At 66.5% G+C, this 25,204-nt stretch carries 23 protein-coding genes; 11 read left to right on the forward strand and 12 right to left on the reverse strand.

Annotated features, from left to right (window positions below; translation table 11 throughout):
* From KHY18_RS14110 to KHY18_RS14130, 5 genes are all read right to left on the reverse strand, one after another.
* The coding region (locus KHY18_RS14110; RefSeq protein WP_213300856.1) for an ABC transporter substrate-binding protein at nt 1–1,312 on the reverse strand (1,312 nt) is incomplete at its 3' end.
* 233 nt (nt 1,313–1,545) lie between these two features.
* Nucleotides 1,546–2,322 carry an amino acid ABC transporter ATP-binding protein gene (locus tag KHY18_RS14115; protein ID WP_283771330.1) on the reverse strand — a complete coding sequence of 259 codons (777 nt, stop codon included), beginning with the start codon at nt 2,320–2,322 and terminating at the stop codon, nt 1,546–1,548.
* A gap of 26 nt (nt 2,323–2,348) precedes the next feature.
* Entirely contained in the window at nt 2,349–2,999 is a 651-nt protein-coding gene (locus KHY18_RS14120; protein WP_213300859.1) for an amino acid ABC transporter permease, read from the reverse strand.
* Between the two features lie 9 nt (nt 3,000–3,008).
* Nucleotides 3,009–3,671 carry an amino acid ABC transporter permease gene (locus KHY18_RS14125; RefSeq protein ID WP_213300862.1) on the reverse strand — a complete coding sequence of 221 codons (663 nt, stop codon included), beginning with the start codon at nt 3,669–3,671 and terminating at the stop codon, nt 3,009–3,011.
* 105 nt (nt 3,672–3,776) lie between these two features.
* Entirely contained in the window at nt 3,777–4,571 is a 795-nt protein-coding gene (locus tag KHY18_RS14130; RefSeq protein WP_213300865.1) for a transporter substrate-binding domain-containing protein, read from the reverse strand.
* A 294-nt stretch (nt 4,572–4,865) separates the two neighbouring features.
* Between KHY18_RS14130 and KHY18_RS14135 the strand changes: the two genes are divergently transcribed.
* From KHY18_RS14135 to KHY18_RS14155, 5 genes are all read left to right on the forward strand, one after another.
* Entirely contained in the window at nt 4,866–5,759 is an 894-nt protein-coding gene (locus tag KHY18_RS14135) for a MurR/RpiR family transcriptional regulator (RefSeq protein WP_213300868.1), read from the forward strand.
* A 21-nt stretch (nt 5,760–5,780) separates the two neighbouring features.
* Entirely contained in the window at nt 5,781–7,016 is a 1,236-nt protein-coding gene (locus KHY18_RS14140) for a diaminopropionate ammonia-lyase (RefSeq protein ID WP_349630295.1), read from the forward strand.
* Nucleotides 7,013–8,254, forward strand: a complete 1,242-nt coding sequence (locus KHY18_RS14145) for a Zn-dependent hydrolase (protein WP_213300871.1) — start codon at nt 7,013–7,015, stop codon at nt 8,252–8,254. The genes KHY18_RS14140 and KHY18_RS14145 overlap by 4 nt, the downstream gene beginning before the upstream one ends.
* A 28-nt stretch (nt 8,255–8,282) precedes the next feature.
* The gene (locus tag KHY18_RS14150; RefSeq protein WP_213300873.1) at nt 8,283–9,251 is read left to right on the forward strand and encodes an N-carbamoyl-D-amino-acid hydrolase; all 969 of its coding nucleotides are present in this window, start codon (nt 8,283–8,285) and stop codon (nt 9,249–9,251) included.
* Nucleotides 9,252–9,356: 105 nt separating this feature from the next.
* On the forward strand, nt 9,357–10,094 hold the full coding sequence (locus tag KHY18_RS14155; RefSeq protein WP_213300876.1) for a phosphoribosyltransferase: 738 nt from the start codon (nt 9,357–9,359) through the stop codon (nt 10,092–10,094).
* A gap of 4 nt (nt 10,095–10,098) precedes the next feature.
* Here the strand turns inward: KHY18_RS14155 and KHY18_RS14160 are convergent, their stop codons facing one another.
* The 4 genes from KHY18_RS14160 to KHY18_RS14175 form a co-directional block, all read right to left on the reverse strand.
* Nucleotides 10,099–10,575, reverse strand: coding sequence for a hypothetical protein (locus KHY18_RS14160; RefSeq protein ID WP_213300880.1), 477 nt, complete (start codon nt 10,573–10,575; stop codon nt 10,099–10,101).
* Between the two features lie 40 nt (nt 10,576–10,615).
* Nucleotides 10,616–12,166 carry a TerC family protein gene (locus KHY18_RS14165; protein WP_213300994.1) on the reverse strand — a complete coding sequence of 517 codons (1,551 nt, stop codon included), beginning with the start codon at nt 12,164–12,166 and terminating at the stop codon, nt 10,616–10,618.
* Between the two features lie 188 nt (nt 12,167–12,354).
* Nucleotides 12,355–12,549 (reverse strand): YqaE/Pmp3 family membrane protein, encoded by a 195-nt coding sequence (locus KHY18_RS14170; RefSeq protein WP_213300883.1) that lies wholly within the window; start codon nt 12,547–12,549, stop codon nt 12,355–12,357.
* Between the two features lie 42 nt (nt 12,550–12,591).
* A complete protein-coding gene (locus KHY18_RS14175) occupies nt 12,592–13,227 on the reverse strand; it encodes a histidine phosphatase family protein (RefSeq protein ID WP_213300886.1) in 636 nt (211 codons plus the stop codon).
* A 229-nt stretch (nt 13,228–13,456) separates the two neighbouring features.
* Between KHY18_RS14175 and KHY18_RS14180 the strand changes: the two genes are divergently transcribed.
* From KHY18_RS14180 to KHY18_RS14200, 5 genes are all read left to right on the forward strand, one after another.
* Entirely contained in the window at nt 13,457–15,046 is a 1,590-nt protein-coding gene (locus tag KHY18_RS14180; protein WP_213300890.1) for an ABC transporter substrate-binding protein, read from the forward strand.
* Between the two features lie 170 nt (nt 15,047–15,216).
* Nucleotides 15,217–16,806 (forward strand): ABC transporter substrate-binding protein, encoded by a 1,590-nt coding sequence (locus tag KHY18_RS14185; protein WP_213300892.1) that lies wholly within the window; start codon nt 15,217–15,219, stop codon nt 16,804–16,806.
* Nucleotides 16,807–16,813: 7 nt separating this feature from the next.
* Nucleotides 16,814–17,779, forward strand: a complete 966-nt coding sequence (locus tag KHY18_RS14190) for an ABC transporter permease (RefSeq protein ID WP_213300895.1) — start codon at nt 16,814–16,816, stop codon at nt 17,777–17,779.
* Nucleotides 17,780–17,794: 15 nt separating this feature from the next.
* Complete coding sequence (locus tag KHY18_RS14195) at nt 17,795–18,736, forward strand: ABC transporter permease (protein ID WP_213300898.1); 942 nt, start codon at nt 17,795–17,797, stop codon at nt 18,734–18,736.
* Complete coding sequence (locus KHY18_RS14200; RefSeq protein ID WP_213300901.1) at nt 18,733–20,439, forward strand: dipeptide ABC transporter ATP-binding protein; 1,707 nt, start codon at nt 18,733–18,735, stop codon at nt 20,437–20,439. Before KHY18_RS14195 ends, KHY18_RS14200 begins: the two co-directional genes overlap by 4 nt.
* 32 nt (nt 20,440–20,471) lie before the next feature.
* Here the strand turns inward: KHY18_RS14200 and fahA are convergent, their stop codons facing one another.
* Nucleotides 20,472–21,743 (reverse strand): fumarylacetoacetase, encoded by a 1,272-nt coding sequence (gene fahA, locus KHY18_RS14205; RefSeq protein WP_213300904.1) that lies wholly within the window; start codon nt 21,741–21,743, stop codon nt 20,472–20,474.
* A gap of 20 nt (nt 21,744–21,763) precedes the next feature.
* The gene (locus KHY18_RS14210; RefSeq protein ID WP_213300907.1) at nt 21,764–22,768 is read right to left on the reverse strand and encodes a Bug family tripartite tricarboxylate transporter substrate binding protein; all 1,005 of its coding nucleotides are present in this window, start codon (nt 22,766–22,768) and stop codon (nt 21,764–21,766) included.
* Nucleotides 22,769–22,880: 112 nt separating this feature from the next.
* Between KHY18_RS14210 and KHY18_RS14215 the strand changes: the two genes are divergently transcribed.
* A complete protein-coding gene (locus KHY18_RS14215; RefSeq protein ID WP_213300910.1) occupies nt 22,881–23,660 on the forward strand; it encodes an IclR family transcriptional regulator in 780 nt (259 codons plus the stop codon).
* 58 nt (nt 23,661–23,718) lie between these two features.
* On the opposite strand, the gene KHY18_RS14220 is transcribed toward KHY18_RS14215, so the two are convergent.
* Nucleotides 23,719–25,077: a carboxypeptidase-like regulatory domain-containing protein gene (locus KHY18_RS14220; protein ID WP_213300913.1), complete on the reverse strand. Its 1,359-nt coding sequence runs from the start codon at nt 25,075–25,077 to the stop codon at nt 23,719–23,721.
* Nucleotides 25,078–25,204 lie beyond the last annotated feature (127 nt).

Raw genomic sequence — 25,204 nt, forward strand, 5'->3', positions numbered from 1 at the left:
CGATCAGCTCGATCGCCTTGTTGATCTGCTGGTCGATCTGCGGATAGACCGCGACCGTGCGGTACTTCATATGGCCTTGCTTGGCCGCGAGATCGATGGCCTCGGACGACAGCTTCGCGATGTCGTAGCCGTTGACGCGCTGGCGCTCGCTGAACACCGCCGACTGCATGTCGGAGCGCCGCGTGGGCGAGCCATACCCCGCGGCGACGGCGCGCTGCGTGATCTGTTTCGATGTGGCCCAGGCGATGAACTGCCACGCGGCCTGCGCGTTCTTGCTGCCCACGGGAATGCCCAGGCCATGCACGGCCGAGCCCGGAAAGCGCCCGGCCGGCCCGCGCGGCACCGCGCCCCAGGCCGTGGTCGCAGCCACCTTGCTGCTGGCCTTGTCGGCGAGCTGCGACAGATAGATCTGGCCCTGAATGCCCAGGTTGCTGCGCCCGCTCTTGAGCGATTGCAGCGACTGGTCGGCGGTGTACGAGACCGCGCCGTCGGGCCCGAAATCGCGCAGCAGGCGCGCGAAGTAATCGGCCGCGGCAATCGCTTCGGGCGTGTCCAGCGTGGGGTAGAGATCGTGCGGCGCCTTGCGGAACACATCGCCGCCGAACGCCTGCAGGAACGGCGGGAAAGTCCAGCCGTAGTGGTTGTCGGTGACGAAGCCGGCCGCGCGCTCCTTGCGGTGCACGGTCTGCACGGCGCGGCCGAAGTCGTCCAGCGTGTCGGGAAACGCCAGGCCCGCGCTTTTGAGCACATCGAAGCGGCTGGCCGCGGCCAGCGTGACTTCGGCGGTCCATGGCACGCCATACAACTTGCCGTCGGCACCGGTCTCGGGCGCGCGCGCGCCGGCGAGAAAGTCGTTGATGTCGAATTCTGCGGGCGTGAGATTGCGGTTGGCGATGAACTCGTCGAGCGGCGTGAGCCAGCCCGAGTTGATCCAGCGGCTCGAATAGATGAACGTGACGTTGACCACATCGTAGGCACTGCCCTTGGTCGACAGTTCGAGGTCGGTGCGCTGGTTGTAGACCGGAAAGCCCGGCGTGTCGAAGTTCACGCGCGCGCCCGTGCTCTCCTCGAACTCGGCGATCCAGGGCCGCAGCAGCTTGGAGTACGCGGTGCTGAACAGCGCGACATTGAGCGTCGTGCCCTGCAGCGGCTTGGCGCGCTGGGCGAAGGCTGGCATGCCCCAGAGCGCGCTGGCGCCCAGGGCGGCGCCGGCGCGCAGCAGGGCGCGGCGCGAGCCGGCGGGCGCTGCGGGCGCTTGGGCATCACGCGCTGAAACGTGTTGCGTGGGCGGGGATTGCAAAACAGCGCTCATCGGATGCTCCAGGGTAGGCGTACGCGACGCAATGGAGGTTCATCCTAGGCACAGGGCTGCTGCGGGGAAACGAATTTTCCGGCAGATCGATATCTGAAAAACAGCGCGCGCCCTGAAACGCCCTTGGGCCAGCTCAGGGCGAACGGGGTTTTCAGTGCGCGGCGAAAAAATCCGTTCGGGCTGGGTCCTGAGCCCGTCGAAGGGTCGAAGCCCCGGTGTTCAACAAGCCGGTCTCAATGCCCCCGCCCCAGAAACTGCTGCAGCTCCGGCGTCTGCGGCGCGCCGAACAGTGCTTCGGGCGTGCCGACTTCGTGCACCTTGCCCTGGTGCATGAACACCACGCGGTCGCTGACCTTGCGCGCGAAGTTCATTTCGTGCGTGACCATGACCAGCGTCATGCCCTGGTCGGCCAGGCTTTCGACGACCTGCAGCACTTCGCCCACGAGTTCGGGGTCCAGCGCCGAGGTGACTTCGTCGCACAGCAGGATTTCGGGGTCCATGGCCAGCGCGCGCGCGATCGCCACGCGCTGCTGCTGGCCGCCCGAAAGCTGGTCGGGCATGGCGTCGAACTTCTCGGCCAGGCCCACGCGCGCCAGCAGGCGCTCGGCGTTCTGGCGCGCGACATCCTTGGGCTGGCTGGTGACCAGCGTGGGCGCGAGCATCACATTGCGTCCCACCGTGAGATGAGGGAACAGATTGAAGTTCTGGAAGATCATGCCCACGTTCTTGCGCAGCTCGCGCATCGCGCCCGCGTTGTCGGACTGCAGCGGCTGGCCGTGCACCGTGAGCGTGCCTTCCTGGAAAGCTTCCAGGCCGTTGATGCAGCGCAGCAGCGTGCTCTTGCCCGAGCCGCTCTTGCCGATGATGGACACCACTTCGCTGCGCGCGATCTGCAGGTCCACGCCCTTGAGCACTTCGTTGCTGCCGTAGCGCTTGCGCAGGCCGCGAATGTCGACCAGCGGCGTATGCGAGGCGATGGGGGAAAAGAGGGCGTTGGCGATAGAGGTCATGGCGGAAGTCCGAAAAAAGCCGGCAATCAGGAAGCGGGGCGCAGGCGGCGCTCGAGGCGCTGGCTCCACAGCGACAGCGGAAAGCACAGCGCGAAGTACATCAGCGCCACGCAGCCGTAGATCAGGAAAGGCTCGAAGGTGGCGTTGGCGATCAACTGGCCGGCCTTGGTGACTTCGACAAAGCCGATCACGCTGGTCAGCGCCGTGCCCTTGATGATCTGCACCATGAAGCCGGCCGTGGGCGCGATGCCCAGGCGCATCGCCTGGGGCAGGATCACATGGCGCAGCTGTTCGCCGAAACTCAGCGCGAGGCTGGCCGACGCTTCCCATTGGCCCTTGGGAACCGACTCGACGCAGCCGCGCCAGATGTCGCAGAGATAGGCGCTCGCGTAGAGCGTGAGGCACACGCTCGCGGCCAGCAGCGGCGAGGTGTCCACGCCCAGCATCGCCAGGCCGAAGTAGATCAGGAACAGCTGCATCAGCAGCGGCGTGCCCTGGAAGATCTGCACGAAGCAGGCGACGACGCGCACCGCGCCGGGCAGCTTGCTCAGGCGCAGCACCAGCAGCGCCAGCGCCAGCACGCTGCCGCAGGCAAAGGCGATCAGCGACAGGCCCACGGTCCAGCGCAAGGCCATGAGCAGATGGCGGGCGATATCCCAGAAAGTGAATTCAACCATGGTGGTCCTTCAGCGGCGGCGGCCAAAAACGAAACGCGGGCCGAACCAGTTCAGCAACTGGCGCAGCAGCACGGCCAGGCCGAGATAGATCAGCGTGACGACGATGTAGGCTTCGAAGCTGCGGAACGTGCGGCTCGAGATCAGATTGGCCGCATAGGAAATTTCTTCGGTGGAAATCTGGCTGCACACGGCCGAGCCCAGCATCACCAGGATGATCTGGCCCGTGAGCGCGGGCCAGACGCGGCCCAGCGAAGGCGGCAGCACCACGCGTGTGAAGATCTGCCAGCGGTCCAGCGCCAGGGTTTGCGCGGCCTCGATCTGACCGCGCGGCGTGGCCTGTATGCCCGCGCGCACCTGCTCGCAGGCGTAGGCGCCCAGGTTCAGCGTCATCGCCAGAATGCTCGCGGTCTCGGGCGACAGCCGCAGGCCCAGCGAAGGCAGGCCGAAGAACAGAAAGAACAGCTGGATGATGAACGGCGTGTTGCGGAACACTTCCACATAGGCGCCGACGGCAAAGCGCAGCGTGGGGCCGGCGTTCAGGCGCATCCAGGCGCAGGCCACGCCCAGCGCCACGCCCAGCGGCGTGGCCACCGCGGTGAGCAGGGCCGTGAGCGCCAGGCCCTTGAGGAACATAGGCCATTGGGCCAGCACCGTGGCGAAATCCATTGTCATGGGCGCATCCGTGGAAACAGGAAAAAGTCAGGCAGCTGGAGCGCCGTCAGCCGTTCGTCCTGTCGAAGGATGAACAGATGCGGCGCGGACCAAGTCTCAGGAAGATCAGTCCGGGAGGTTGCCCATGCCGCGTCCCAGCCACTTCTGCGAATAGCCTTCGATGGTTCCATCGGTCTTGGCGGTGCGCAGGATGGCGTTGACCTGCGTCAGCAGCGCGGTCTCGCCCTTGCGCACGCCTATGTAGTTGGGCGAGTCCTTGATCAGCAGCTTGTATTCGGCCTGGACCTTGGGGTTCTTCTGCAGCGCCGCGGCGGCGACGGCCGCGCCGATGGCGACGAACTGGGTCTGCTGCGACATGAACGCGGCCATGGTCGCGTTGTCGTCTTCGAAGCGCTGGATCTTGAGCGTCTTGGGCGCCAGGCCCTGCAGCGCGTCGTCCTGGATGGTGCCGCGCGTCACGGCCAGCGTCTTGCCGCCCAGGTCGTCGAACGACTTGATCGCCACATCCTTGGGGCCGAACACGGCCTGGAAGAACGGTGCATACGACACGGTGAAGTCGATCACCTTGGCGCGCTCCTCATTCTTGCCCAGCGCCGAGACGATCAGGTCGATCTTCTTGGCCTGCAGGTAGGGAATGCGGTTGGGCGTGCTCACGGGAATGAACTCGGCCTTGACGCCCAGCTTGTCGGCGATGAGCTGGGCCACGGCGACATCGACGCCCGTGGGCTTGAAGTCGGCGCCCATGTAGCCATACGGCGGGTAGTCGGTGGGAATGCCCAGCGCAATGCTTTTCTTGGCCATCACGGCCTTGAGCGAATCGTCGGCATGCGCGCCTACGGAAAACGACAGCGCGGCAGCGGCGACCAGACCCGACACAGCGGTACAGACTTTGAACTTCATGGCGCAGGACCTTTGGTGAAAAGAAGTGAATGCGCCAAGGTCTGAGCAGGATGCGTGCCAGCTTGAAACAAGCATGCCAGCCAAACGATCGCCGCTGCACATTTTTCCAGCGTGCGAACCCGTTTCCAGAGGGGGGAACGGGCTGTTGCGCCGATTTCAGGCATTGCTCTTGCTTGGCAAGACCGTGCCATATGAAACTTTGGTTTCTTTTATTTGAATAGTTGGAACAAAAATTTCACAGCGGTGCGCACCAGCCCCGAGTTGGTGCGCGCCGCACTTGAATGGAGCAATACGATGGAAGAGCAATCAGCGATACCGCTCGACGCACGCATTCGCGAGGTCTATGCAGACCTGTCGGCGGCCGAGCGCAAGCTCGCCGATGTGGTGCTGGCGCGCCAGCAGGATCTGCGCGGCTATTCGGCGACAGAACTTGCCGCGCTGGCCGATACCTCGAAGTCGAGCGCCGCGCGTTTCTTTCGCCGGCTGGGCTACGCGGGCTTCGATGAATTTCGCCTGCAGGTGCGTTCGCGCGCCACCGGGCATTCGCCGCTCGCGCGCCTGGCCCAGGCGCCGGCCCAGCCTGGTGACGATGGCCTGCAGGCCCATGCGCGGCGCGACGCGCAGCGGCTGCTCGACTGGTCGGAAGAGCTGCGCGATGAAGACGTGCAGGCCGCGCTGGCGCAACTGGCGCGTGCACGCGGCATCGGCGTGCTGGGCTACCGCCACAGCCAGGTGACGGCGCAGTACGCGAGCCTGCTGTTCGACCAGGTGCGCCCCGATGTGCAGCTGCTGGCCACGGGCGGCGGGCGCGAAGCCGAGGCGCTCGCGGGCCTGGGCGCCAAGGACCTGCTGTTCGTCGTCGATTTCCGCCGCCGCAGCGCCCAGCTGGCGCGCGTGCTGGCCGCGGCGCGCGCGGTCGGCATTCCGCTGGTGGTGCTCAGCGACGCCGCGCCCGGCGAGTGGCTCGAGACCACGGCCCAGGCCGACGTGGTGCTGCGCTGCGCGCGCGCCGCCGCGCACCAGCCGCCCGAGCTGACGCCGCTGTTCGACACCTATGTCTGCGGCATCAGCCTGGTGAACTTTCTCGCCACCGCGCTGGCCGCGCGCCTGCGCGCCAGCGCCCAGGCGCGGCTCACGCGCATAGAACACCTGCATGCCGCGCTCGGCGACCTGCAGACCCCGAACTGATTTTTCCCCAGAGGTATTTCCATGTCACTGCCTTCCATGTCGCTGGCGCTGGTGCGCAATCCGGCCAACCCCCAGCGCAGCCGCGACGAAGCCTATGGCGCGCGCCGCAGCGAGATTCTCGGCGCCGACGCGCTGGCCCAGGCCGAGCGCGAGCTGTCCACCTGGCAGGGCTATGCGCCCACGCCGCTGCACGCGTTGCCCGCGCTGGCCCGGGAACTGGGCGTGCAGTCGCTGCACTACAAGGACGAAGGCGGGCGCTTCGGCCTGGGCAGCTTCAAGGCGCTGGGCGGCGCCTATGCGGTCGCGCGCCTGCTGTGCCGCGAGCTGGGCGCACGCCTGGGTCGCACGCTCGATACCCAGGACCTGCGCCAGCCCGACATGCGCGCGCTCTGCGCGGGCATCACCGTCACCTGCGCCACCGACGGCAACCATGGCCGCTCGGTCGCCTGGGGCGCGCAGCTGTTCGGCTGCGCCTGCGTGATCTATGTGCATGCGACCGTGAGCCAGGGCCGCGCCGAGGCGATCGCCGCCTACGGCGCCCAGGTGGTGCGCACGCCGGGCAACTACGACGACGCCGTGCGGCGCGCCGCTGCCGATGCGAGGGCGCAGGGCCGTTTCGTGATTTCCGACACTTCCTACCCCGGCTACATGGACGTTCCGCGCGACGTGATGCAGGGCTACCAGCTGATGGTGCAGGAGGCCGCGGCGCAGATGGGCCAGCGGCCCACGCACATCTTCGTGCAGGCCGGCGTGGGCGGACTCGCGGCCGCGGTCTGCGGCTACTTCTGGGAGCGCGACGGCGCTGCGCGCCCGCAGTTCATCGTGGTCGAGCCCGAACGCGCGGCCTGCCTGCTCGAGAGCGCGCGCGCCGGCGAGCTGCGCGCCGTCGAAGGCGAACTCGACACGCTGATGGCGGGCCTGGCCTGCGGCGAAGTCTCGCTGCTGGCCTGGGAAATTCTCGAAAAGGGTGCGGATGCGTTCTGCGCGATTGCCGACTCCGCGGCCGTGGACTGCATGCGGCTGCTGGCCCATCCGCTGGGCGATGACCGCGCCATCGTCGCCGGCGAATCGGCCGTGGCCGGCGTGGCCGCGGCGATCGCCGCGCTGCAAAGCCCCGCCGCGCGCGCGCAACTCGGCCTGGGCGAAGACAGCCGCATCCTGTTCTTCGGCAGCGAAGCCGCGACCGATCCCGCGCTCTATGCGCAACTCGTGGGCGAAAGCGCTGCCGTCGTGGCCGCGCGCGCGCAGGCCGTATGAGCGCCGATCTGCGCATTGATGGCGCGCGCCTGCTCGCCAGCATTGAAGCGCTGGGCCGGCACGGCGCGCTGCCCGGCGGCGGCACCAACCGGCTGGCGCTGAGCGACGCCGACCGCGCGGCGCGCGACTGGACCGTGGCGCAGATGCAGGCGCTCGACATGGCCGTGGAGATCGACGCCATCGGCAACGTGTTCGCCACCTATGCGGGCCGCGAAGATCTGCCGCCCGTCGCCACCGGCAGTCATATCGACACCGTGCGCACCGGCGGTCTCTACGACGGCAACTACGGCGTGCTCGCCGGCCTCGAAGTCGTGGCCACGCTGCGCGCCGCGGGCCGGCGCACGCGCCGCCCGCTGCAGGTCGCGTTCTTCACCAACGAGGAAGGCGCGCGCTTTCAGCCCGACATGCTGGGCAGCCTGGTGCATGTGGGCGGAATGCCGCTGCAAGACGCGCTGGCCCAGCGCGCCGTCGACAACGGCGCGCTGCTGGGCGACGAACTCGCGCGCATAGGCTACGCGGGCCGCACGCCCGTGGGCAGTCCGCGCGTCGACAGCTTTGTCGAACTGCATATCGAGCAGGGTCCGGTGCTGGACCGCGAAGGCATTGCGATCGGCGTGGTCGAAGGCGTGCAAGGCATCTGCTGGACCGAACTCACGTTCGCCGGCCGCAGCAACCATGCCGGCACCACGCCCATGGCCTTGCGCCAGGACGCGGGCGTGGCCGCGGCGCGCGTCGCGGCCATGGCGCACGAACTGAGCCAGCGCTACGCCGGGCGCCAGCTGGCGACCGTGGGCGCGCTCACGCTGCAGCCCAATCTCGTCAATGTGATCGCCCAGAGCGCGCTGATGACGGTCGATCTGCGCAACACCGACGGCGCGCTGCTGCGCCAGGCCCAGGCCGAACTGCTGGCCGGCGCGCAGCGCATCGCGGCCGAGCATGGCGTGCAGCTGAGCCACCGACCGCTGGCCGATTTCGCGCCCGTGGACTTCGATGCCGCGCTGGTCGACAGCGTGGAACGCGCGGCCCAGGCGCAAGGCCTGTCGACGCTGCGCCTGCCCAGCGGCGCGGGCCATGACGCGCAGATGCTGGCGCGCGTGTGCCCCACGGCCATGGTGTTCGTTCCCAGCCGCGACGGCCAGAGCCACAACGTGCGCGAATTCACCGCGCCCGAACAACTGGTGCAGGGCGCGAATGTGCTGCTGCAGGTACTGATAGCACGCGCAGACCGCGCGAACTGACACGCAACCGTTTTCAAGGAATTCAAGGATGTCCCGAATCGTCAATGTCGCCCTGGGCCAGCTGGGCCCGGTGCAGCGCGCCGACTCCCGCGCGGCCGTGGTCGCGCGCCTGTGCGCCATGATGCGCGAGGCGCACAGCCTGGGCGCGCATGTGATCGTCTACCCCGAACTCGCGCTGACCACGTTCTTCCCGCGCTGGTACATCGAGAACGACGCCGAGATCGACAGCTACTTCGAGCGCTCCATGCCCAGCCGGGAAACGCTGGCGCTGTTCGAGCTGTCACGCGAACTCGGCGTGGGCTTTTATCTGGGCTATGCCGAGCTGGCCGAAGAAAACGGCCAGCGCATGCGCTACAACAGCGCCATCCTGGTCGACCGCAGCGGCGGCATCGTCGGCAAGTACCGCAAGATCCATGTGCCCGGCCATTTCGAGCACGAGCCCTGGCGCAAGTTCCAGCACCTCGAGAAGCGCTATTTCACGCCCGGCAAGTCGTTCGACGTGCACCAGGCGTTCGGCGGCACCATCGGCATGTCGCTGTGCAACGACAGGCGCTGGGCCGAAAGCTATCGCGTGATGGCGCTGCAGGGCGCGGAGATGGTGTTCATCGGCTACAACACGCCGGTGCACAACGCGCCCGCGCCGCAGCACGACGACCTGTCGCTGTTCCACAACCAGCTCGCGGTGCAGGCCGGCGCCTACCAGAACGGCTGCTGGGTCGCGAGCGTCGCCAAGGGCGGGCTGGAGGAGGGCGTCGAAAGCATCGCGGGCAGCCTGCTGGTCGCGCCTTCGGGCGAAGTCGTCACGCGCTGCATCACCAAGGACGATGAAGTCGTGGTCGGGCGCTGCGACCTCGATTTCTGCGCGGTCTACAAGCGCACCACGTTCAACTTCGACCTGCACCGCCACCCCGAGTGCTATGGCCTGATCACCGCGCGCAAGGGCGAGACGCTGGCCGCAGACGGCTCGCCGCTGGGCACCAGTCCGCTGGCGGCCTGAGCCGCGCGCAATGCCTGGGTCGGCCGCAGGGCCGGGCCGGCGGCGCGCGTGCCGCGCTGGCTATGATCTGCGCGCCGCCGGGACGTCCGGCATGCGAGGCTGAACATGGTGGATTTCCGTTCGCAGGCAGTTTCCGCAATCGATACGCAGGGCTTCGACGCCACCAGCGGCTATTGGCAGCGCATTGTCGAGCCCGAGGAGCTGACGCAGCCCACGGCTCCGCCCTATCAGCGCTGCTACCCCGCACGGCTGCGCGACGGCCGCTATCTGCTGCTGCCGCTGCGCGCGCTGCCGAACGATGCCGCGCGCTGCATGGCCTCGCTGGTCGCGAACCAGGCCGCGCTGGAGGTGGTGCAGACGCTGGCCCAGTCCATGGTCGAGCAGGCGCGCGGCTATGCGTTCGACGCCGTGGTCGGACTGCCGACGCTGGGCCTGTCGTTCGCGCCCGCCGTGACCCACGGCCTGGGCCATGCGCGCTTCATTCCGCTGGGTTTTTCGCGCAAGTACTGGTACCGCGACGCGTTGTCCGAACCGGTGCGTTCCATCACGTCGCCCAGCCAGGACAAGCGGCTGTATCTCGATCCGCACCAGATCAGCCTGCTCGAAGGCCGGCGCGTGCTGGTGGTCGACGACACCGTGAGCACGGGTGCGACCATGCTTTCGGGCGTGCGGCTGCTCGCGCGCTGCGGCGCGCAGGTGGTGGCGATTGCGGTGGCGATGCGCCAGGGCACGCGCTGGCGCGAGCGGCTGCGCCATGTCGACGGCCGGCCGATTCCGGTGCTGGGCGCGCTGGACGCGCCGTTGATGGTGCGCACGCCCGGGGGCTGGGTGCCCGAGCCGTGACGCCTCAGGCCGCGGGCTGCAGGCTCGCCGTGCACTTGTGCGCCAGCGCCATCAGATAGCTTTCGGCGATCGAGAGCCCATGGTAGGAGTCGGTCTCGAACAGGCGCAGGGCGCTGCCGTCGTGCTCCAGCCGCACCTGGCCGCTGTTCTTGAGCGTCGCGTAGTACTTTCCGCTGTCCTTGTCGCGGCGTATCGTGAACGTCGCCTCCTTGAGGCTCAGCGTGCGCGCGTGGCGCGTATCGCCTTCGACCACGGTGATGGTGCAGCGGTCTTTCTCATTCTCGAATTCCCAGTCGTCGCCTATCAGCGACAGCTTGGCGATCTGGTTGAGCGCGTCGGCGAGTTCGTTGGGCGATGCGGTGCGGGTGTCTATGACCACGTCCTCGGTCGGGTAGCCGTCCACCAGGCGCTCGCGAAATTCGGAGCAGGCGGTGAGCGTGGACAACGCCAGTGCACCGCACAGAAGGAATATCTTGTTCATAAAAAAATGCCATGCCGAAGGTGTCGGCATGGCATTGCGGTCAATGCTGTTGAGGCAGGATTCTCTCGATGCTCACCTTGCGCAGCACGTCGTCGTCGTTCTCGAGCACGGTGAAGCGCCAGTCGCCGATGTCGATCTCCGTGCCCTTGGCCGGCACCGCGCCATGGTGCTCGGTCAGCAGGCCGCCGAGCGTGGCGTAGAAATCGTTCGAGTTGATGAGCTGCTGCGTGTCGAGCAGCTGCTGCACCAGGTGCACGTCGGTGGCGCCGCTGGCGATCCAGAGGTTCTCGCGGTCGGGCGATTTCTGGATGGTGAAAGTTTCGTCCTCGTCGGGGAATTCGCCCGCGATGGCTTCGAGCACGTCGATGGGCGTGACCACGCCGCACATCACATTGAACTCGTTCTTGACGATGATCATGCGCCCCTTGGAAGTGCGCAGGTCGGCGATCAGCGCAATCACGCCCGTGCTTTCCTGCACGAACAGCGGGCGCTTGATGGTCGTCGGCTGGATGGCGCCGAACTGCATCAAATCGCGCAGCATGTCCTTGGCGCGCGCCACGCCGGCCAGCGCATCGATGCTCTCCTTGCAGACCGGAAGATAGCTGTGCGGGTTGTCGCCCAGCGACTCCTTGATGGCTTCTACGTCGCCGTTGAGATCGACCCAGTCGACTTCGGACATGGGCGTCATGATCGAGCGCACCTTGCGCTCGGCCAGCGACAGCACGCCCGAGACCATGATGCGTTCTTCGGGCGCGAAGGCCGGCAGCTGGGCCGCCTGGTCGGCGCTCTGCGTTTCATGCGCCGTGCCTGCACGCGTGCCCGACATCAGCGACAGCACCTTGTTGGCCGCGCGCTCGCGCAGCGGAATGCGCAGCTCCTGCGCCTTCGCATTGCGCGACGAGATCTGGTTGAAGACCTCGATCAGGATGGAGAAGCCAATGGCCGCATACAGATAGCCCTTGGGCACATCGAAGCCCAGGCCTTCGGCGACCAGGCTGAAGCCGATCATCAGCAGGAAGCTCAGGCACAGCACGATGACCGTGGGATGCTGGTTCACGAAGCGTGTGAGCGGCTTGGACGCGACCAGCATGATGCCTATCGAGATGACCACCGCGGCCATCATGACCGGCAGTTCGTCGACCATGCCTACGGCCGTGATCACCGCGTCCAGCGAGAACACCGCGTCGAGAATCACGATCTGGGTCACGACCGCGAAGAAGCTCGAGTAGGCCCGGCCCGAATTCGAGGAATGCGTCACGCCTTCCATGCGTTCATGCAGCTCGGTCGTGGCCTTGAAGATCAGGAACAGTCCGCCTATGAGCAGGATCAGGTCCCTGCCCGAAAGCGACAGCGGGCCCAGATTGATCAGCGGGGTGGTGAGCGTGGCGATCCAGGAGATGACCGTGAGCAGTCCCAGGCGCATGAACAACGCCAGGCTCAGGCCGATGATGCGGGCCTTGTCGCGCTGATGCGGGGGAAGCTTCTCGGAAAGAATCGCGATGAAGATGAGGTTGTCTATGCCCAGGACAATCTCGAGAATGACCAGTGTCAGGAGGCCGACCCAGATGGTGGGGTCGCTGAATAACTCAATCATGACGGCCTCCACTTTGCGCTGGAATGGAGGCCGGTTTTAAGTCGTCGTTTGCCGCGGGGGCAGGTTTGTCAGGCATGGTTTTGCAGGTTGCTGAGAAGGTTCTCTGAGCAACATTCTGCAAGAAAGTTCAAGCTGTAACAAAAATTCGACCCCACGGCGCGCCGCCGCGGGCCATCACCGGGCCCTCAATTGCGCTGTTTGAGCATCTTCTCGATCTTCTGATCGGTCTTGTATTGGCTCAGCGCATAGACCGCCCAGATCGCGGCCGGAATCCAGCCGATCAGCGTGATCTGCAGCACCAGGCAGAACAGGCCGGAGAACGGCCGGCCTATGGTGAAGAACACGGAAAAGGGCAGCAGCAGGGCAAGAAGCAGTCGCATGGTCTTGGGGCTTTCGTCAGGAAAAGAAGCGGCAGGCCGCAGTCAACATATCTCGTCGCGCGCGGTATTTTCAAGGTGGCTGGTGTCGGCCCAACCGACAAGTCCCAGGCCTTGCGGCGTCCACAGCAGCCGGTTGATCGCCGCATTGCCCAGCGCGAAGGTGCGCGGCGCCTGCAGTTCCTGGCCGGTGGCCAGGCGGTAAAGCGTGTCGAGCACGCCGCCGTGGGCCGTCAGCACGATCAGCTCGCCCGCATGGCGCGCGGCCAGGCGTTCGACGGTGGCGCGTACGCGGTCGCGCAGCATGATCAGCGACTCGCCGCCATCGGGCGTGAACTCGGGCTCGCGCTGGCGCCAGCGGCGCGCGACTTCTGGCAGCTCGGCTTCGAGTTCGGCGAACGTGCGGCCTTCATAGATGCCGAAGCTGCGCTCGCGCAGACCGGGTTCGGCCGCGAGCGGCGCGCCGGTGACGCCGGCCACGGCCTGCGCGGTCTGGTAGGCGCGCTGCAGGTCGCTGCTGTAGATCTGGGCCACGGGCTCGTCGACCAGTGCCTGCGCGGCCTGTGCGGCCTGCCACAGGCCCAGTTCGTTGAGCGGAATGTCCTGGTGGCCTTGCAGGCGCGCCGTGGCGTTCCAGGCGGTTTCTCCGTGGCGGATGGCGATGATGCGGGTGGCTTGCATGCGGCGGAACAATCGAGTGGGCAATGACAAAGGCAACTGTCGATTGTGCGGCAACTGGCTCGGCAGGGCAGGCGAAGGGTCGCAGCGCCGCGCAAGCGATTGGCGCGCATGGGTGTTTGGCCGCGGCTGACAGGTCATGGGATGGATTCATCCTTTCGCGCGGCCGCGCCGCCCGCCAAGATTGTCGGCAGGACGTCCATCGTTGCCACTCTTCGCCAAGGAGATCGCCATGCTGCGCAAACTACTGCTCCCATCGCTTCTGGCCGCGGGCCTGCTCACCGCGGCAGCGGCCCAGGCCGAGACACTGCGCTGGGCGCGCGCCTCCGATCCCACGTCGCTCGATCCGCATGCGTTCAACGTCGGCACCAACTTCACGCTGCTGCACCAGATGTACGAAACGCTGGTCAACCGCGACGCCAAGGGCAGTCTTGTGCCTTCGCTGGCGCTGTCCTGGCATATGACCGCCGACCCCACGGTCTGGGAGTTCAAGCTGCGGCCCAACGTCAAGTTCCATGATGGCTCGACATTGACCGCCAAGGACGTGGTGTTCTCGCTGAACCGCGCCAAGGGCCCCACGGCACAGGTCAAGTCGCTGCTGTCGTCCATGGTCGAGGCCAGGGCCGTAGACGGCCTCACGGTGCAGGTCAGGACCAGCGGCCCCAATCTGATCTTTCCCAACAACCTCACCAACCTGTTCATCATGAGCGCGGCCTGGGCCAAGGCCAAGAATGCGCAGACCACGCAGGATGCGGCCAGCAGCACGGAGAACTTCGCCACGCGCAACGTCAACGGCACGGGCCCCTACCAGCTCGCCAGCCGCGAGCTCGATGCGCGCACCGTGATGAAGCTCCATCCCCAATACTGGGGCCGGGGCCAGGCACCGCTGCAGGTGACCGAGCTGATCTATCTGCCCATCAAGTCGCCGGCCACGCGCATCGCGGCGCTGCTTTCGGGCGAAGTCGATTTCGCCCAGGACGTTCCCGCGCAGGACGTGGCGCGGCTCAAGCTGGACCCGCGGCTGCGCATCAGCGAAGGGCCGGAGAACCGCTCCATCTTTCTGGGCCTCAACGTCGGCGGCAAGGAGCTCAAGTACTCTAGCCTCAAGGGCAGGAACCCGCTGGCCGACCCGCGCGTGCGCGAAGCCATGCACCTGGCGATAGACCGCGACGCGATCAAGCGCTCGGTGATGCGCGGCCTGTCGATTCCCTCGGGCATCATCGCGCCGCCGTTCGTGCATGGCTACACCAAGGCCATGGCCGCCTATCCCAAGGTCGATGTGCCCAAGGCCAGGAAGCTGCTCGCCGATGCCGGCTATGCCCAGGGCTTCGATCTCACGCTGCATTCGACCAATGACCGCTATGTGAACGACGAAGCCATCAGCACCGCGATCGCGGGCTTTCTCGGCCGCGTGGGCATCAAGACCACCGTGGTCGCGCGGCCCATCGCCCAGCACAGCGTGGCGATCAACAACGCCGACGCCGACTTCTATCTGTTCGGCTGGGGCGTGCCGACCTATGACTCGGCCTACATCTTCGACTTCCTGGTCTACACGCGCGGCAAGGACGGGCGCGGGCCGACCAATGCCACGGGCTTCAGCAATGCGGCAGTCGATGCCGACATCGCCGCGCTCGCTTCCGAGTCCGACAAGACCAGACGCGACGCCGCCATACAGCGCGTCTGGGACGTGGTGCAGAAAGAGCGTTTCTACATTCCGCTGCACGATCAGATGGTGCATTTCGCTTCCGTGCGTCGGCTCAATATTCCTGTGCATCCCGAAAACGAAGTGCATTTCAAGGATGTGAAATTCGAAGCCCGTTAATCGCCTGCGCCTGATGTTTTCCCCCTTGTTTGTCGCTTGCTGTGCCGTCAAGATGGTTTTCACACAGAGCGTAGGCCTGGATCTTGCATCTGTGTATTGCGCGAACGCGACAGCCGAATGGAAGGCCGTGCGCGGCGCAGCCTGTCCACTTCGTTTGTTGAGGAAACCCGATGCTGCTGAAATTGCTGTTTACATCCCTGCTGTCCGCAGGCCTGCTGACCGTGAGTGGCGCTCAGGCCGAAACGGTGCGTTGGGCGCGTGCTTCCGACCCGACCACGCTCGATCCGCATTCGTTCAATACCGGCACCAATTTCGTGCTGTCGCACCAGATGTACGAGACCCTGGTCGGGCGCGATGCCAAGGGCAAGCTGGTGCCCACGCTGGCCACCTCGTGGAAGCTCACGGCCGACCCCACGGTCTGGGAATTCAAGCTGCGCCCCGGCGTCAAGTTCCATGACGGCGCAGCGTTCACGGCCAAGGATGTGGTGTTCTCGCTGCAGCGCGCCAAGGGCCCCACAGCCCAGGTCAAGTCCCTGCTGGCCTCCATGGTCGAAGTCAAGGCCATCGATGACCTCACCGTGCACGTGAAGACCAACGGCCCCAACCTGATCTTCCCCGACAACCTCACCAACCTGTTCATCATGAACGAGGCCTGGGCCAAGTCCAAGGGCGCGGAAACCACGCAGGACCCCGCGAGCTCCACCGAGAATTTCGCCACGCGCAACGCCAACGGCACGGGCCCCTACCAGCTCGTGAGCCGCGAGCAGGACGCACGCACCGTGATGAAGATCAACCCCGCGTACTGGGGCAAGGGCCAGGCGCCGCTGCAAATCACCGAGCTCATCTATCTGCCCATCAAGTCGCCGGCCACGCGTGTCGCCGCGCTGCTGTCGGGTGAAGTCGATTTCGCCCAGGACATCCCCGCACAGGACGTGGCCCGCCTCAAGCAGGACCAGCGCCTGCGCATCAACGAAGGCCCCGAAAACCGTTCCATCTTCCTGGGCCTCAATGTCGGCGGCAAGGAACTCAAATACTCGAGCGTCAAGGGCAAGAACCCGCTGGCCGATCCGCGCGTGCGCGAAGCCATTCACGTGGCGATCGATCGCGACGCGATCAAGCGCTCGGTGATGCGCGGGCTGTCGATTCCCTCGGGCATGATCGCGCCGTCGTTCGTCAACGGCTACAGCAAGGCCATGGCCGCCTATCCCAAGGTTGATGTCGCCAAGGCCAAGAAGCTGCTGGCCGAAGCCGGCTATCCCGACGGCTTCGACCTGACGCTGCACACATCCAACGACCGCTACGTCAACGACGAAGCGATCAGCACCGCGATCGCGGGCTTCCTGGGCCGCGTGGGCATCAAGACCTCCGTCGTGGCGCGTCCCATCGCGCAGCAGAGCGTGGCCATCAATGGCGCCGACATCGACTTCTACCTCTATGGCTGGGGCGTGCCCACCTATGACTCGGCCTATATCTTCGACTTCCTGGTGCACACGCGCGGCAAGGATGGGCGCGGCCCGACCAACGCCACGGGCTTCAGCAACGCGGCCGTAGACACCGACATCGTCGCGCTGGCTTCCGAGGCCGACAAGGCCAAGCGCGACCAGATCACGCAGCGCATCTGGGACGTGGTGCAAAAGGAGCGTTTCTACATTCCTTTGCATGATCAGGTGATCCATTTCGCCTCGATCAAGCGCATCGACGTTCCCGTTCACCCGGACAACGCCGTGCTCTTCAAGGACGTGAAGCTCGGCGCGAAGTGAGGCCAACATGCTCGCCTATCTGTTGCGGCGCCTGGGCCAGTCGGCCCTGGTGCTGCTCGCTGTCTCCCTCATCGCCTTCATGGTGTTCCGCCATATCGGCGATCCGACGATCAGCCTGCTGGGCGAGGATGCGACGCTCGAGGAACGCGCGGCGCTGAACACCGAGCTGGGCTTCGACAAGCCCGTGCCGCTGCAATACCTCAACTACGTGGGCAAGGTGGTGCAGGGTGACCTGGGCATTTCCTACCGCCTCAAGCGGCCGGTCAGCGCCGTCATCACCGAGCGCCTGCCCGCGACGCTGGAGCTGGCGCTGATGGCCTCGCTGGGCGCGCTGGTGCTGGGCGTGGTGCTGGGCGTCTACACGGCCTTGAGAAGCGAAGGCTGGCTCAGCCGCGCGGTCATGACCGGGTCGCTGGTCGGCGTGTCGCTGCCCACGTTCCTCATCGGCATAGGCCTGATCTACCTGTTCGCGGTCGAGTTGCGCTGGCTGCCGTCGTTCGGCCGCGGCACCACGGTCAAGGTGGGCGGCTGGGAAACCGGCCTGCTCACGGCCTCGGGCTGGAGCGCGATCATCCTGCCGGCGATCACGCTGGGCTTCTACAACATGACGCTGATCATGCGCCTGGTGCGCGCCGAAATGCTCGAAGTGCTGCGCTCCGACTACATACGCTTCGGCCGCGCGCGCGGCCTGCGCGAGAAAGACCTGTACTTCGGCCATGCGCTGCGCAACACGCTGATTCCTGTGATCACCATTGCCGGCCTGCAGATCGGCACGCTGATCGCGTTTTCCATCGTGACCGAAACCGTGTTCCAGTGGCCGGGCGTGGGCCTGCTGTTCATCTCGTCCATCCAGGGCGTCGATGTGCCATTGATCGCCGCCTATCTGATGTTCATCGCGCTGCTGTATGTGGTGATCAACCTGCTGGTCGACTTCCTCTACCTGGCCGTGGACCCGCGCCTGCGCCGCCGATAACAAGGGAAATCCACCATGTCCGATGTGATTCAAAACCCCGCGCCGGCCCGGCGCGGCTGGCGCCAGAGCGATTCGCCCGTGAAGCGTGCGTTCGCGCGCTCGCGCACCGTCCAGGTCGCGTCCGCGGTGCTGCTGCTGATCGTGCTGGCCACGCTGTTCGCGCCCTGGCTTGCCTGGCAGAACCCGTTCGATTCGGCCAGTCTCGAATTGAACGACGCCTTCCTGCCGCCCTGGTCCGAAGGCGGCCATGGCGCGTTCTACGCGCTGGGCGCCGACGACCAGGGCCGCGACGTGGCCTCGGCCATTCTCTACGGCCTGCGCATGTCGGTGCTGGTCGGTGTCTCGGCCGTGCTGCTGTCGCTGTGCATAGGCGTGCCGCTGGGCCTGGTCGCAGGCTATGCGGGCGGCTGGTTCGACACGCTGCTGATGCGCATTGCCGATGTGCAGCTCACCTTCCCCGTGATCCTGGTCGCGATGCTGATCCTGGGCATCGTGCGCGGCGTCGTGCCCGAAGGCGTGCGCGAGCAGGTCGCTGTGCTGGTGATCATTCTCGCGATCGCGCTGTCCGATTGGGTGCAGTACGCACGCACGGTGCGCGGTGCGGTCATGGTCGAAAAGCAGAAAGACTATGTGCTGGCCGCGCAGCTGATCGGTCGCAGCCGCACGGCCATCCTGGGCCGGCATATCCTGCCCAATCTGCTCGCTCCCATCCTGGTCATTGCCGCCATCAGCTTCGCGCATGCGATCGTCGCCGAGTCCACGCTGTCGTATCTGGGCGTGGGCCTGCCGCCGACCCAGCCTTCGCTGGGCACGCTGATACGCATCGGTCAGAGCTTTCTGTTCTCGGGTGAATGGTGGATTCTGCTGTTCCCCTCGCTGGTGCTGCTGGCCTTGGCACTGTCCGTCAATCTGGTCGGCGACTGGCTGCGCGACGCTTTGAACCCCAAGCTGCAATGAGTTCATCCGACACCCCACTCCCCCCGGTGCTGCGCGTGCGCGAACTGGGCGTGACCTTCGATACCTACCGCGGTCCGGTGCAAGTGCTCAGCGACGTGAACTTCGAGATCGCCGCGGGTGAAATTCTCGGCGTGGTCGGCGAGTCGGGCGCGGGCAAGTCCATGACCGGCGCGGCCGTGATCGGGCTGATCGATCCGCCGGGCCGCATCTCCAGCGGCACGGTCGAGCTCAACGGCGAGCGCATCGACGGCCTGCGCGGCGAAGCCATGCGCCGCATCCGCGGCCGGCGCATAGGCTCCATTTTCCAGGACCCGCTGACCAGCCTCAACCCGGTCTATACCGTGGGCCGGCATCTGGTCGAGACCATTCGCACCCATTTGCCGCTGACCGAAGCCCAGGCCAGGGCGCGCGCGCTGGAGCTGCTCGAAGAGGTCGAGATTCCCGAAGCGCGCGTGCGCCTGGGCCAGTACCCGCACCAGTTCTCGGGCGGCATGCGCCAGCGCGTGGCGATTGCGCTGGCGCTGTGCGCCGAGCCGCAGCTGATCATTGCCGACGAGCCGACCACGGCGCTCGACGTCTCGGTGCAGGCGCAGATCATCGCGCTGCTGCGCCGCGTGTGCCGCGAACGCGAAGCCGCGGCCATGCTGATCACCCACGACATGGGCGTCATCGCCGAAACCGCCGACCGCGTCATGGTGATGTATCAGGGCCGGGTGCTGGAAACCGGCCCGGTGCGCGAAGTGCTGGACCGGCCGACCGAGCCCTACACGCGCGTGCTGATGGCCGCGATTCCCTCGGTGCATGAGCGCCTCACGCGCCTGCCCGTGCCCGAAATCGGCAGCGCCGCACCCGCCCCGGCCGCTAGGGTCGAGCCTGTAACGCAGGCCGGTCCGCGCAACGGCAAGACCCTGCTCGAAGTGCGCGACCTGGGCAAGGAGTTCGACCTGTCGCTGGGCTGGCTCGAGCGCGTGGTGTCGCGCCAGCCGCGGCGCACGCTGCAGGCGGTCGACGGCGTGAGTTTCAAGATCCGCCAGGGCAGCACGTTCGGCCTGGTCGGTGAATCGGGGTCGGGCAAATCGACGGTGGCGCGCATGGTCGCGGGCCTTACCGTGCCCACGCGCGGCCAGGTGCTGTTCGATGGCGAGGACCGCTTCCAGACGCAGACCGACCTGCGCCGGCGCATCCAGATGATCTTCCAGGACCCATATGCGAGCCTGAACCCGCGCTGGACCGTGGAGCGGCTGATCGCCGAGCCGCTCGAAGTGCTGGGCCTGAGCACTGACCCGAACGAGACCGCCGAGCGCGTGGCCCAGGCGCTGCGCCGCGTGCGCATGAAGCCCGACGATGCGCGCAAGTACCCGCACCAGTTCTCGGGCGGCCAGCGCCAGCGCATCGCGATCGCGCGTGCGCTCGCAAGCCAGCCAGAGTTCATCATCTGCGACGAGCCGACCTCGGCGCTCGACGTGTCGGTCCAGGCCCAGGTGCTGAATCTGATGCGCGACCTGCAGGACGAGTTCGGCCTGACCTACCTGCTGATCAGCCACAACCTCGCCGTCATTCGCCATATGTGCGACGACATCGGCGTGATGCAGCGCGGCCGGCTGGTGGAAGCGGGTGACGCCCAGGAAGTGCTGGACGCGCCGCAGCATGCGTACACGCGCGCACTGATGGCGGCCGTGCCCGATATCCACCACGCGCATTGAGTTGCGCCTGACACGGGCGCAGGCCAGGGTCTTCAGCCGATCACCGTCCCGCTGACCTCGCCCAGGCCTATGCGCACCGCGCCCGCGCGTTCGCACCAGCCGCGCAGCGTGAGCGTGTCGCCGTCTTCGAGAAAACTGCGTTGCTCGCCGTTGGGCAGTGTGACCGGGTGCTTGCCGCTGCCGCCCAGCTCCAGCAGCGAGCCGGCCTCGTGCGGCTCGGGGCCCGACAGCGTGCCCGAGCCCAGCAGGTCGCCGGGCTGCAGATTGCAGCCGTTGACCGTGTGGTGTGCGACCAGCTGCGCGGGCGTCCAGTAGGCGGCGCGCGCGGTGTTGGTGCAGGACAGCCGCACGGCGGGTTCGCCGGCGGCGCGCATGCGACTCGTCTGCAGCAGCACTTCGAGCGTGATCGTGAATGCGCCTTGCGCGCGGTTGTCCGGCGTGTCCAGATAGGGCAGCGGCTGCGGATCGCCTTCGGCGCGCACAAAGGGCGCGCGAAACGGCGCCAGTGCTTCCATGGTCACGACCCAGGGCGCCAGCGTGCTGGCGAAGTTCTTTGACAGGAACGGTCCCAGCGGCTGGTATTCCCAGCCCTGGATGTCGCGCGCGCTCCAGTCGTTGAACAGCGCCACGCCAAACAGGTGCTGCTCCGCCGCGCCCATGGCGATCGGCGCGCCCAGGTCATTGCCCTGGCCGATGAACCAACCCAGCTCCAACTCGTAGTCCAGGCGCTTGCAGGGCCCCAGCACCGGGGTCGACGCATCGGCCGCCATGGTCTGGCCCTGCGGGCGCTTGACGCCTTGGCCGCTGACGCCTATCGACGAGGCCCGGCCGTGGTAGCCGATGGGCACCCATTTGTAGTTGGGCAGCAGCGGGTTGTCGGGGCGAAACTGCCGGCCCACGTTGGTGGCGTGGTGCACGCTGGTGTAGAAATCGGTGTAGTCGCCTATGCGGCAGGGCAGGGCCATTTCGGCCTGGGCCTGGGCCACCAGCGCCTTGGACCATGCGGCCTGCTGCGCGCTGCCTTCGCGCAGCCCCTGCGAGAGCGTGTGGCGCAGCGCCTGGCGCTCGGCCGCCGCGGCGGCCATCAGCGCGTTCATGTCGCCGCCGTCGACCAGACCGGCGGCCTGCAGGTCGAGTATCTGGTCGCCGATGGCGACGCCGATGCGCAGCGCCTGGCCGCTGCCCGCCACGCGAAAGCGGCCGAACGGCAGGTTCTGGATAGGAAAGTCGCAGCCGGGCTGGTTGGCGCTGGCGACCCAGCTGCGCAGCTGTATGTCGTGGGTGGTATCGGGTGCGAGAGGCATGGTGGCAGCTTCCTGGCGGTTCACTCGTTGCTCATGTTCGCGCTGCGAGCGACCTTGCCCAGGCGCTCGTACTCGCGCTTGGTCAACGCATCGAATTCGGCCGCGGTCGAACTGCGCGGCGTGAAGCCTGCGGCCAGCAGCTTGTCCTTCACGGCAGGCTCGGCCAGCGCGTCTTCCAGGGCCTTGCTCAGGCGCTGGGCCACGGCGGCCGGCAGGCCGGCTGGGCCGTAGACGCCGAACCAGGGCTCCACAGCGTAATCCTTCAGACCGGCTTCGGCGAGGGTGGGCACGTCGGGCAGCGCGGGCGAGCGCTGCGCGCCGGCCACGGCCAGAGCGCGCAGCTTGCCGGACTGGATGTGCGGCAGCGAGGCCGGCAGGTTGTCGAACGCGACCGGCACCTGGCCGCCGATCAGGTCGGTGATCAGCGGTGCGCTGCCTTTGTAGGGCACATGCACCCAGTCGGTCTTGCTGATCTGGGCGAACAACACGCCGGCGAGGTGCATCGAGGTGCCGGCGCCGGCCGTGGCGTAAGGCAGGCCGGGATTCTTGCGCACATGGGCCAGCAGCTCGTCGACGTTCTTCACGGGCAGGGCGGCGCCCACTTCGAGCACGATGGTCGAGTTGCCCAGCTGGCCTATCGCGGTGAAATCCTTGCGCGGATCGAAAGGCATCTTCTTGTAGATGTGCGGATTCAGCGCATTGGTCGAAATCGCACCCATGCCCACGGTGTAGCCGTCCGGCGCCGACTTGGCGACCGCATCCATGCCGATGTTGCCGCCCGCGCCAGCGCGGTTTTCAATGATCACCGGCTGGCCCAGCGTCTGCGCCATGCGTGCACCCACGGTGCGCGCCACCAGATCGGTCGTTCCGCCCGCCGCATAGGGCACGATGAAACGGATGGGCTTGGACGGGAAAGCCTCCTGCGCCGCCAAGGGGCCGGCAGCCAGGCTCAGCAGTGCCGCAGCGGCGCACAGCACGCTGCGGCGCGGTGGGCGAGAAAAATGGGCGATGGTGGAACGGGGCATGGTGTCTCCTGCGGATTTATAGGTGTGTGCGGCCGCGCGATTGCGGCGTGCCGTGGCTATTCTTGCGATTCACCGCGGTCCTACAATCGGTTTTTCCATTGGGTGGACAACTATGGCGACTTTGGTGCTCGACCGCACGCTGCGCATTCTCGACCAGCTCTCCCGTTACGATACGCGCGGCCTGACGCTGTCGGACATCGCGCGCCAATCGGGCATACCGCATCCCACGGTGCACCGGCTGCTGCGCGACATGGTGGCGGCGCGCCTGGTCGCGCCCTTGCCCGGAGGGCGCAGTTACGTGCTGGGACGGCGCCCGTTCGAGCATGGCCTGGCCGCACGCGGGCGCCATGACGTGGCGCCGCTTTTCACGGCCAACCTGCAGCGGCTGGCCGACACCACCGGCTATGCCGCCTACCTGTTCGTGCTGAGCGGCCATGAGGCCGTCTGCTACGCCCATACGAACATGCAAAAGCTCGATCCGCCGCTGAGTGTGACCGTGGGTGGGCGCCGCCCGCTGGGCGTGGGCGCCGCCGGCCTGGCCCTGATGGCGGCCCAGGACGATGCACTGATCGAGGCCGCGCTGCAGGCCAATGCCGAGTCACTGGGCCGCTATGGCGGTTTGGACGAGCCGGCGCTGCGCGGCCTGCTGGAGCAGACCCGGGCGCTGGGCTATGCGCGCAGCGGCGGCTGCCTCAACACCAATACCGCCGCCGTCGGGCACGCGGTGGTCGATGCCGGCGGGCGCGCGTTTGCGGCCATCAGCTTGTCCACCACCGTGGCACGGCTCACGCAGCGCGAGGCTTCGCGCCTGGCGGCCCTGCTGCGCGCGCAGATCGCCGAAATCCAGCCGCGCGTGCATTTCCATTGGAGCGATGAGGCGCCGCTGCGCTGACGTGGCTTGGTTGCCAGCTTCTTGCCCATTGATGCCGCGCTGGCGCCGGGCCTGGCCTTCATTCCGGCAGGGTGAAGAGAATGTCGACAATGGCCGGCTTGTTGCTTCGGTATCTGACGGTGTGTTCCTGGTTCAGCCTCGTCCCGGTGATCCTCAGCGTATACCTGTCGCCGGTTTCATCGGTGAATTTGTATTTGCTTGGCCTGTCGGTCTTGACAATTACCTTGTGCGTGTATGAGAGCAGTTTGGTCCAACCTGTGGGGGTGACGCATACAGATGTATTTTCGCTGTATATGGTATCGAAATCGCCGGAAGCCGGATCGGTGATTGCCTTGAAGGTCTTCAAAGCGCAGGGATTGGAAACATCCAGTTTCCCGCCGAAGAATTTGCCTATCCTGGGGATGCCATCGACCCGGGTGGATGAGCGTGACAAGGTGAATTTATTACCTGCCGGGATGCCGGAAGCGACCGGAGGGTAGACCGGCGGATTGTTCGCGCTGCCCTGCTGGCTGTCATAGGTGAGCAGTTGTTGCTCGTCGCCCGGTATCCCGTTGGCCGTACCGGTGGCGCTGCGCAGATTGTGCACAGGCGAACCCAGATTCAGATCCAGCTGCATGGGGCCGTCGGGCTTGTTGACGTTGATGCTTTCTTCCGCATACCTGGCGATGTAGCTCTTCAGTGATTCAAAGAACTGGGTGCGGGCCTGCGCCGAGGCAAACTTATAGCCAAAGGCCAGCTTCTCCGTCTGCAGTCCCGGAGCGTTGATGGCAATGAGCTTGACGTCGAAGTCGAGATCCATTTCCGCTGTGCCCAGCGGCTGCGTGAAAACACCCTGGGCGTCGGTCTCGACGACCACGGGGTCGGGTACCTGCACCGTGTCGTCGCGGGCGCCGGCGCGGGAGCGCGCGATCAATGGCTCGATCAGCAGTTTCCGGTGCGCTGCGGGCTTTCCGTCCGGATAGCTGGCCGTGCCCTGCAGCAGATTGCTGGGCAGAGGGCGGGCCGCGGGCAAGCGCACCTGCACAGGCGCAGGTGCTGGCGCAGGCGCGGCTTGCGGTGCGCGCAAGTCGACCGCTGTCTTCTGCACCGATACATATTCCTTGGCGTCGGGATCATCAAAGATGACATCGTAGACCCCGGGTTCGACGGCGGCGCTGAAGCTGCCATCGGCGGCCGTGAGCACCTCCGTGACTTCATCGGTGATCCGGTCCTCGAGTCGCACGGCAATGCCCGCAACCGGCAGGCCGTGTTCATCCGCGACCTGGCCGGCATACTCGCTTGAGCGCACGGGTTGCACCGTGTCGTCCTTGCCGCTGCCGGCCTCGCCTGTGCCGCCTGTGTCGCCTGCGCCGCCACAGGCACCCAGAAGGCCTGTCAGTGCGAGAACCGCGATACGCTGTCCTGTGTGCTTCTTCATTGCATCTCCATGTGGATCAGAGGAATCGGCAGACAGCGAGGGCCTTGTCGGGGGCGCTGTCAGCGCGATGTTGTGCGCATGTGCCGACCCGCGAATGAGAAAGCAACGGTTCAGTGATGGGCACCAT

This window comes from Acidovorax sp. CCYZU-2555, assembly GCF_018413525.1.
Lineage (GTDB): Bacteria > Pseudomonadota > Gammaproteobacteria > Burkholderiales > Burkholderiaceae_C > Comamonas.

What these genes read in the sequence shown, in the direction of transcription:
- KHY18_RS14115 (WP_283771330.1), bottom strand. Translation starts at nt 2,322, where the DNA reads ATGACCTCTATCGCCAACGCCCTCTTTTCCCCCATCGCCTCGCATACG.
- KHY18_RS14120 (WP_213300859.1), bottom strand. Translation starts at nt 2,999, where the DNA reads ATGGTTGAATTCACTTTCTGGGATATCGCCCGCCATCTGCTCATGGCC.
- KHY18_RS14125 (WP_213300862.1), bottom strand. Translation starts at nt 3,671, where the DNA reads ATGACAATGGATTTCGCCACGGTGCTGGCCCAATGGCCTATGTTCCTC.
- KHY18_RS14130 (WP_213300865.1), bottom strand. Translation starts at nt 4,571, where the DNA reads ATGAAGTTCAAAGTCTGTACCGCTGTGTCGGGTCTGGTCGCCGCTGCC.
- KHY18_RS14135 (WP_213300868.1), top strand. Translation starts at nt 4,866, where the DNA reads ATGGAAGAGCAATCAGCGATACCGCTCGACGCACGCATTCGCGAGGTC.
- KHY18_RS14140 (WP_349630295.1), top strand. Translation starts at nt 5,781, where the DNA reads ATGTCACTGCCTTCCATGTCGCTGGCGCTGGTGCGCAATCCGGCCAAC.
- KHY18_RS14145 (WP_213300871.1), top strand. Translation starts at nt 7,013, where the DNA reads ATGAGCGCCGATCTGCGCATTGATGGCGCGCGCCTGCTCGCCAGCATT.
- KHY18_RS14150 (WP_213300873.1), top strand. Translation starts at nt 8,283, where the DNA reads ATGTCCCGAATCGTCAATGTCGCCCTGGGCCAGCTGGGCCCGGTGCAG.
- KHY18_RS14155 (WP_213300876.1), top strand. Translation starts at nt 9,357, where the DNA reads ATGGTGGATTTCCGTTCGCAGGCAGTTTCCGCAATCGATACGCAGGGC.
- KHY18_RS14160 (WP_213300880.1), bottom strand. Translation starts at nt 10,575, where the DNA reads ATGAACAAGATATTCCTTCTGTGCGGTGCACTGGCGTTGTCCACGCTC.
- KHY18_RS14170 (WP_213300883.1), bottom strand. Translation starts at nt 12,549, where the DNA reads ATGCGACTGCTTCTTGCCCTGCTGCTGCCCTTTTCCGTGTTCTTCACC.
- KHY18_RS14175 (WP_213300886.1), bottom strand. Translation starts at nt 13,227, where the DNA reads ATGCAAGCCACCCGCATCATCGCCATCCGCCACGGAGAAACCGCCTGG.
- KHY18_RS14180 (WP_213300890.1), top strand. Translation starts at nt 13,457, where the DNA reads ATGCTGCGCAAACTACTGCTCCCATCGCTTCTGGCCGCGGGCCTGCTC.
- KHY18_RS14185 (WP_213300892.1), top strand. Translation starts at nt 15,217, where the DNA reads ATGCTGCTGAAATTGCTGTTTACATCCCTGCTGTCCGCAGGCCTGCTG.
- KHY18_RS14190 (WP_213300895.1), top strand. Translation starts at nt 16,814, where the DNA reads ATGCTCGCCTATCTGTTGCGGCGCCTGGGCCAGTCGGCCCTGGTGCTG.
- KHY18_RS14195 (WP_213300898.1), top strand. Translation starts at nt 17,795, where the DNA reads ATGTCCGATGTGATTCAAAACCCCGCGCCGGCCCGGCGCGGCTGGCGC.
- KHY18_RS14200 (WP_213300901.1), top strand. Translation starts at nt 18,733, where the DNA reads ATGAGTTCATCCGACACCCCACTCCCCCCGGTGCTGCGCGTGCGCGAA.
- fahA (WP_213300904.1), bottom strand. Translation starts at nt 21,743, where the DNA reads ATGCCTCTCGCACCCGATACCACCCACGACATACAGCTGCGCAGCTGG.
- KHY18_RS14210 (WP_213300907.1), bottom strand. Translation starts at nt 22,768, where the DNA reads ATGCCCCGTTCCACCATCGCCCATTTTTCTCGCCCACCGCGCCGCAGC.
- KHY18_RS14215 (WP_213300910.1), top strand. Translation starts at nt 22,881, where the DNA reads ATGGCGACTTTGGTGCTCGACCGCACGCTGCGCATTCTCGACCAGCTC.
- KHY18_RS14220 (WP_213300913.1), bottom strand. Translation starts at nt 25,077, where the DNA reads ATGAAGAAGCACACAGGACAGCGTATCGCGGTTCTCGCACTGACAGGC.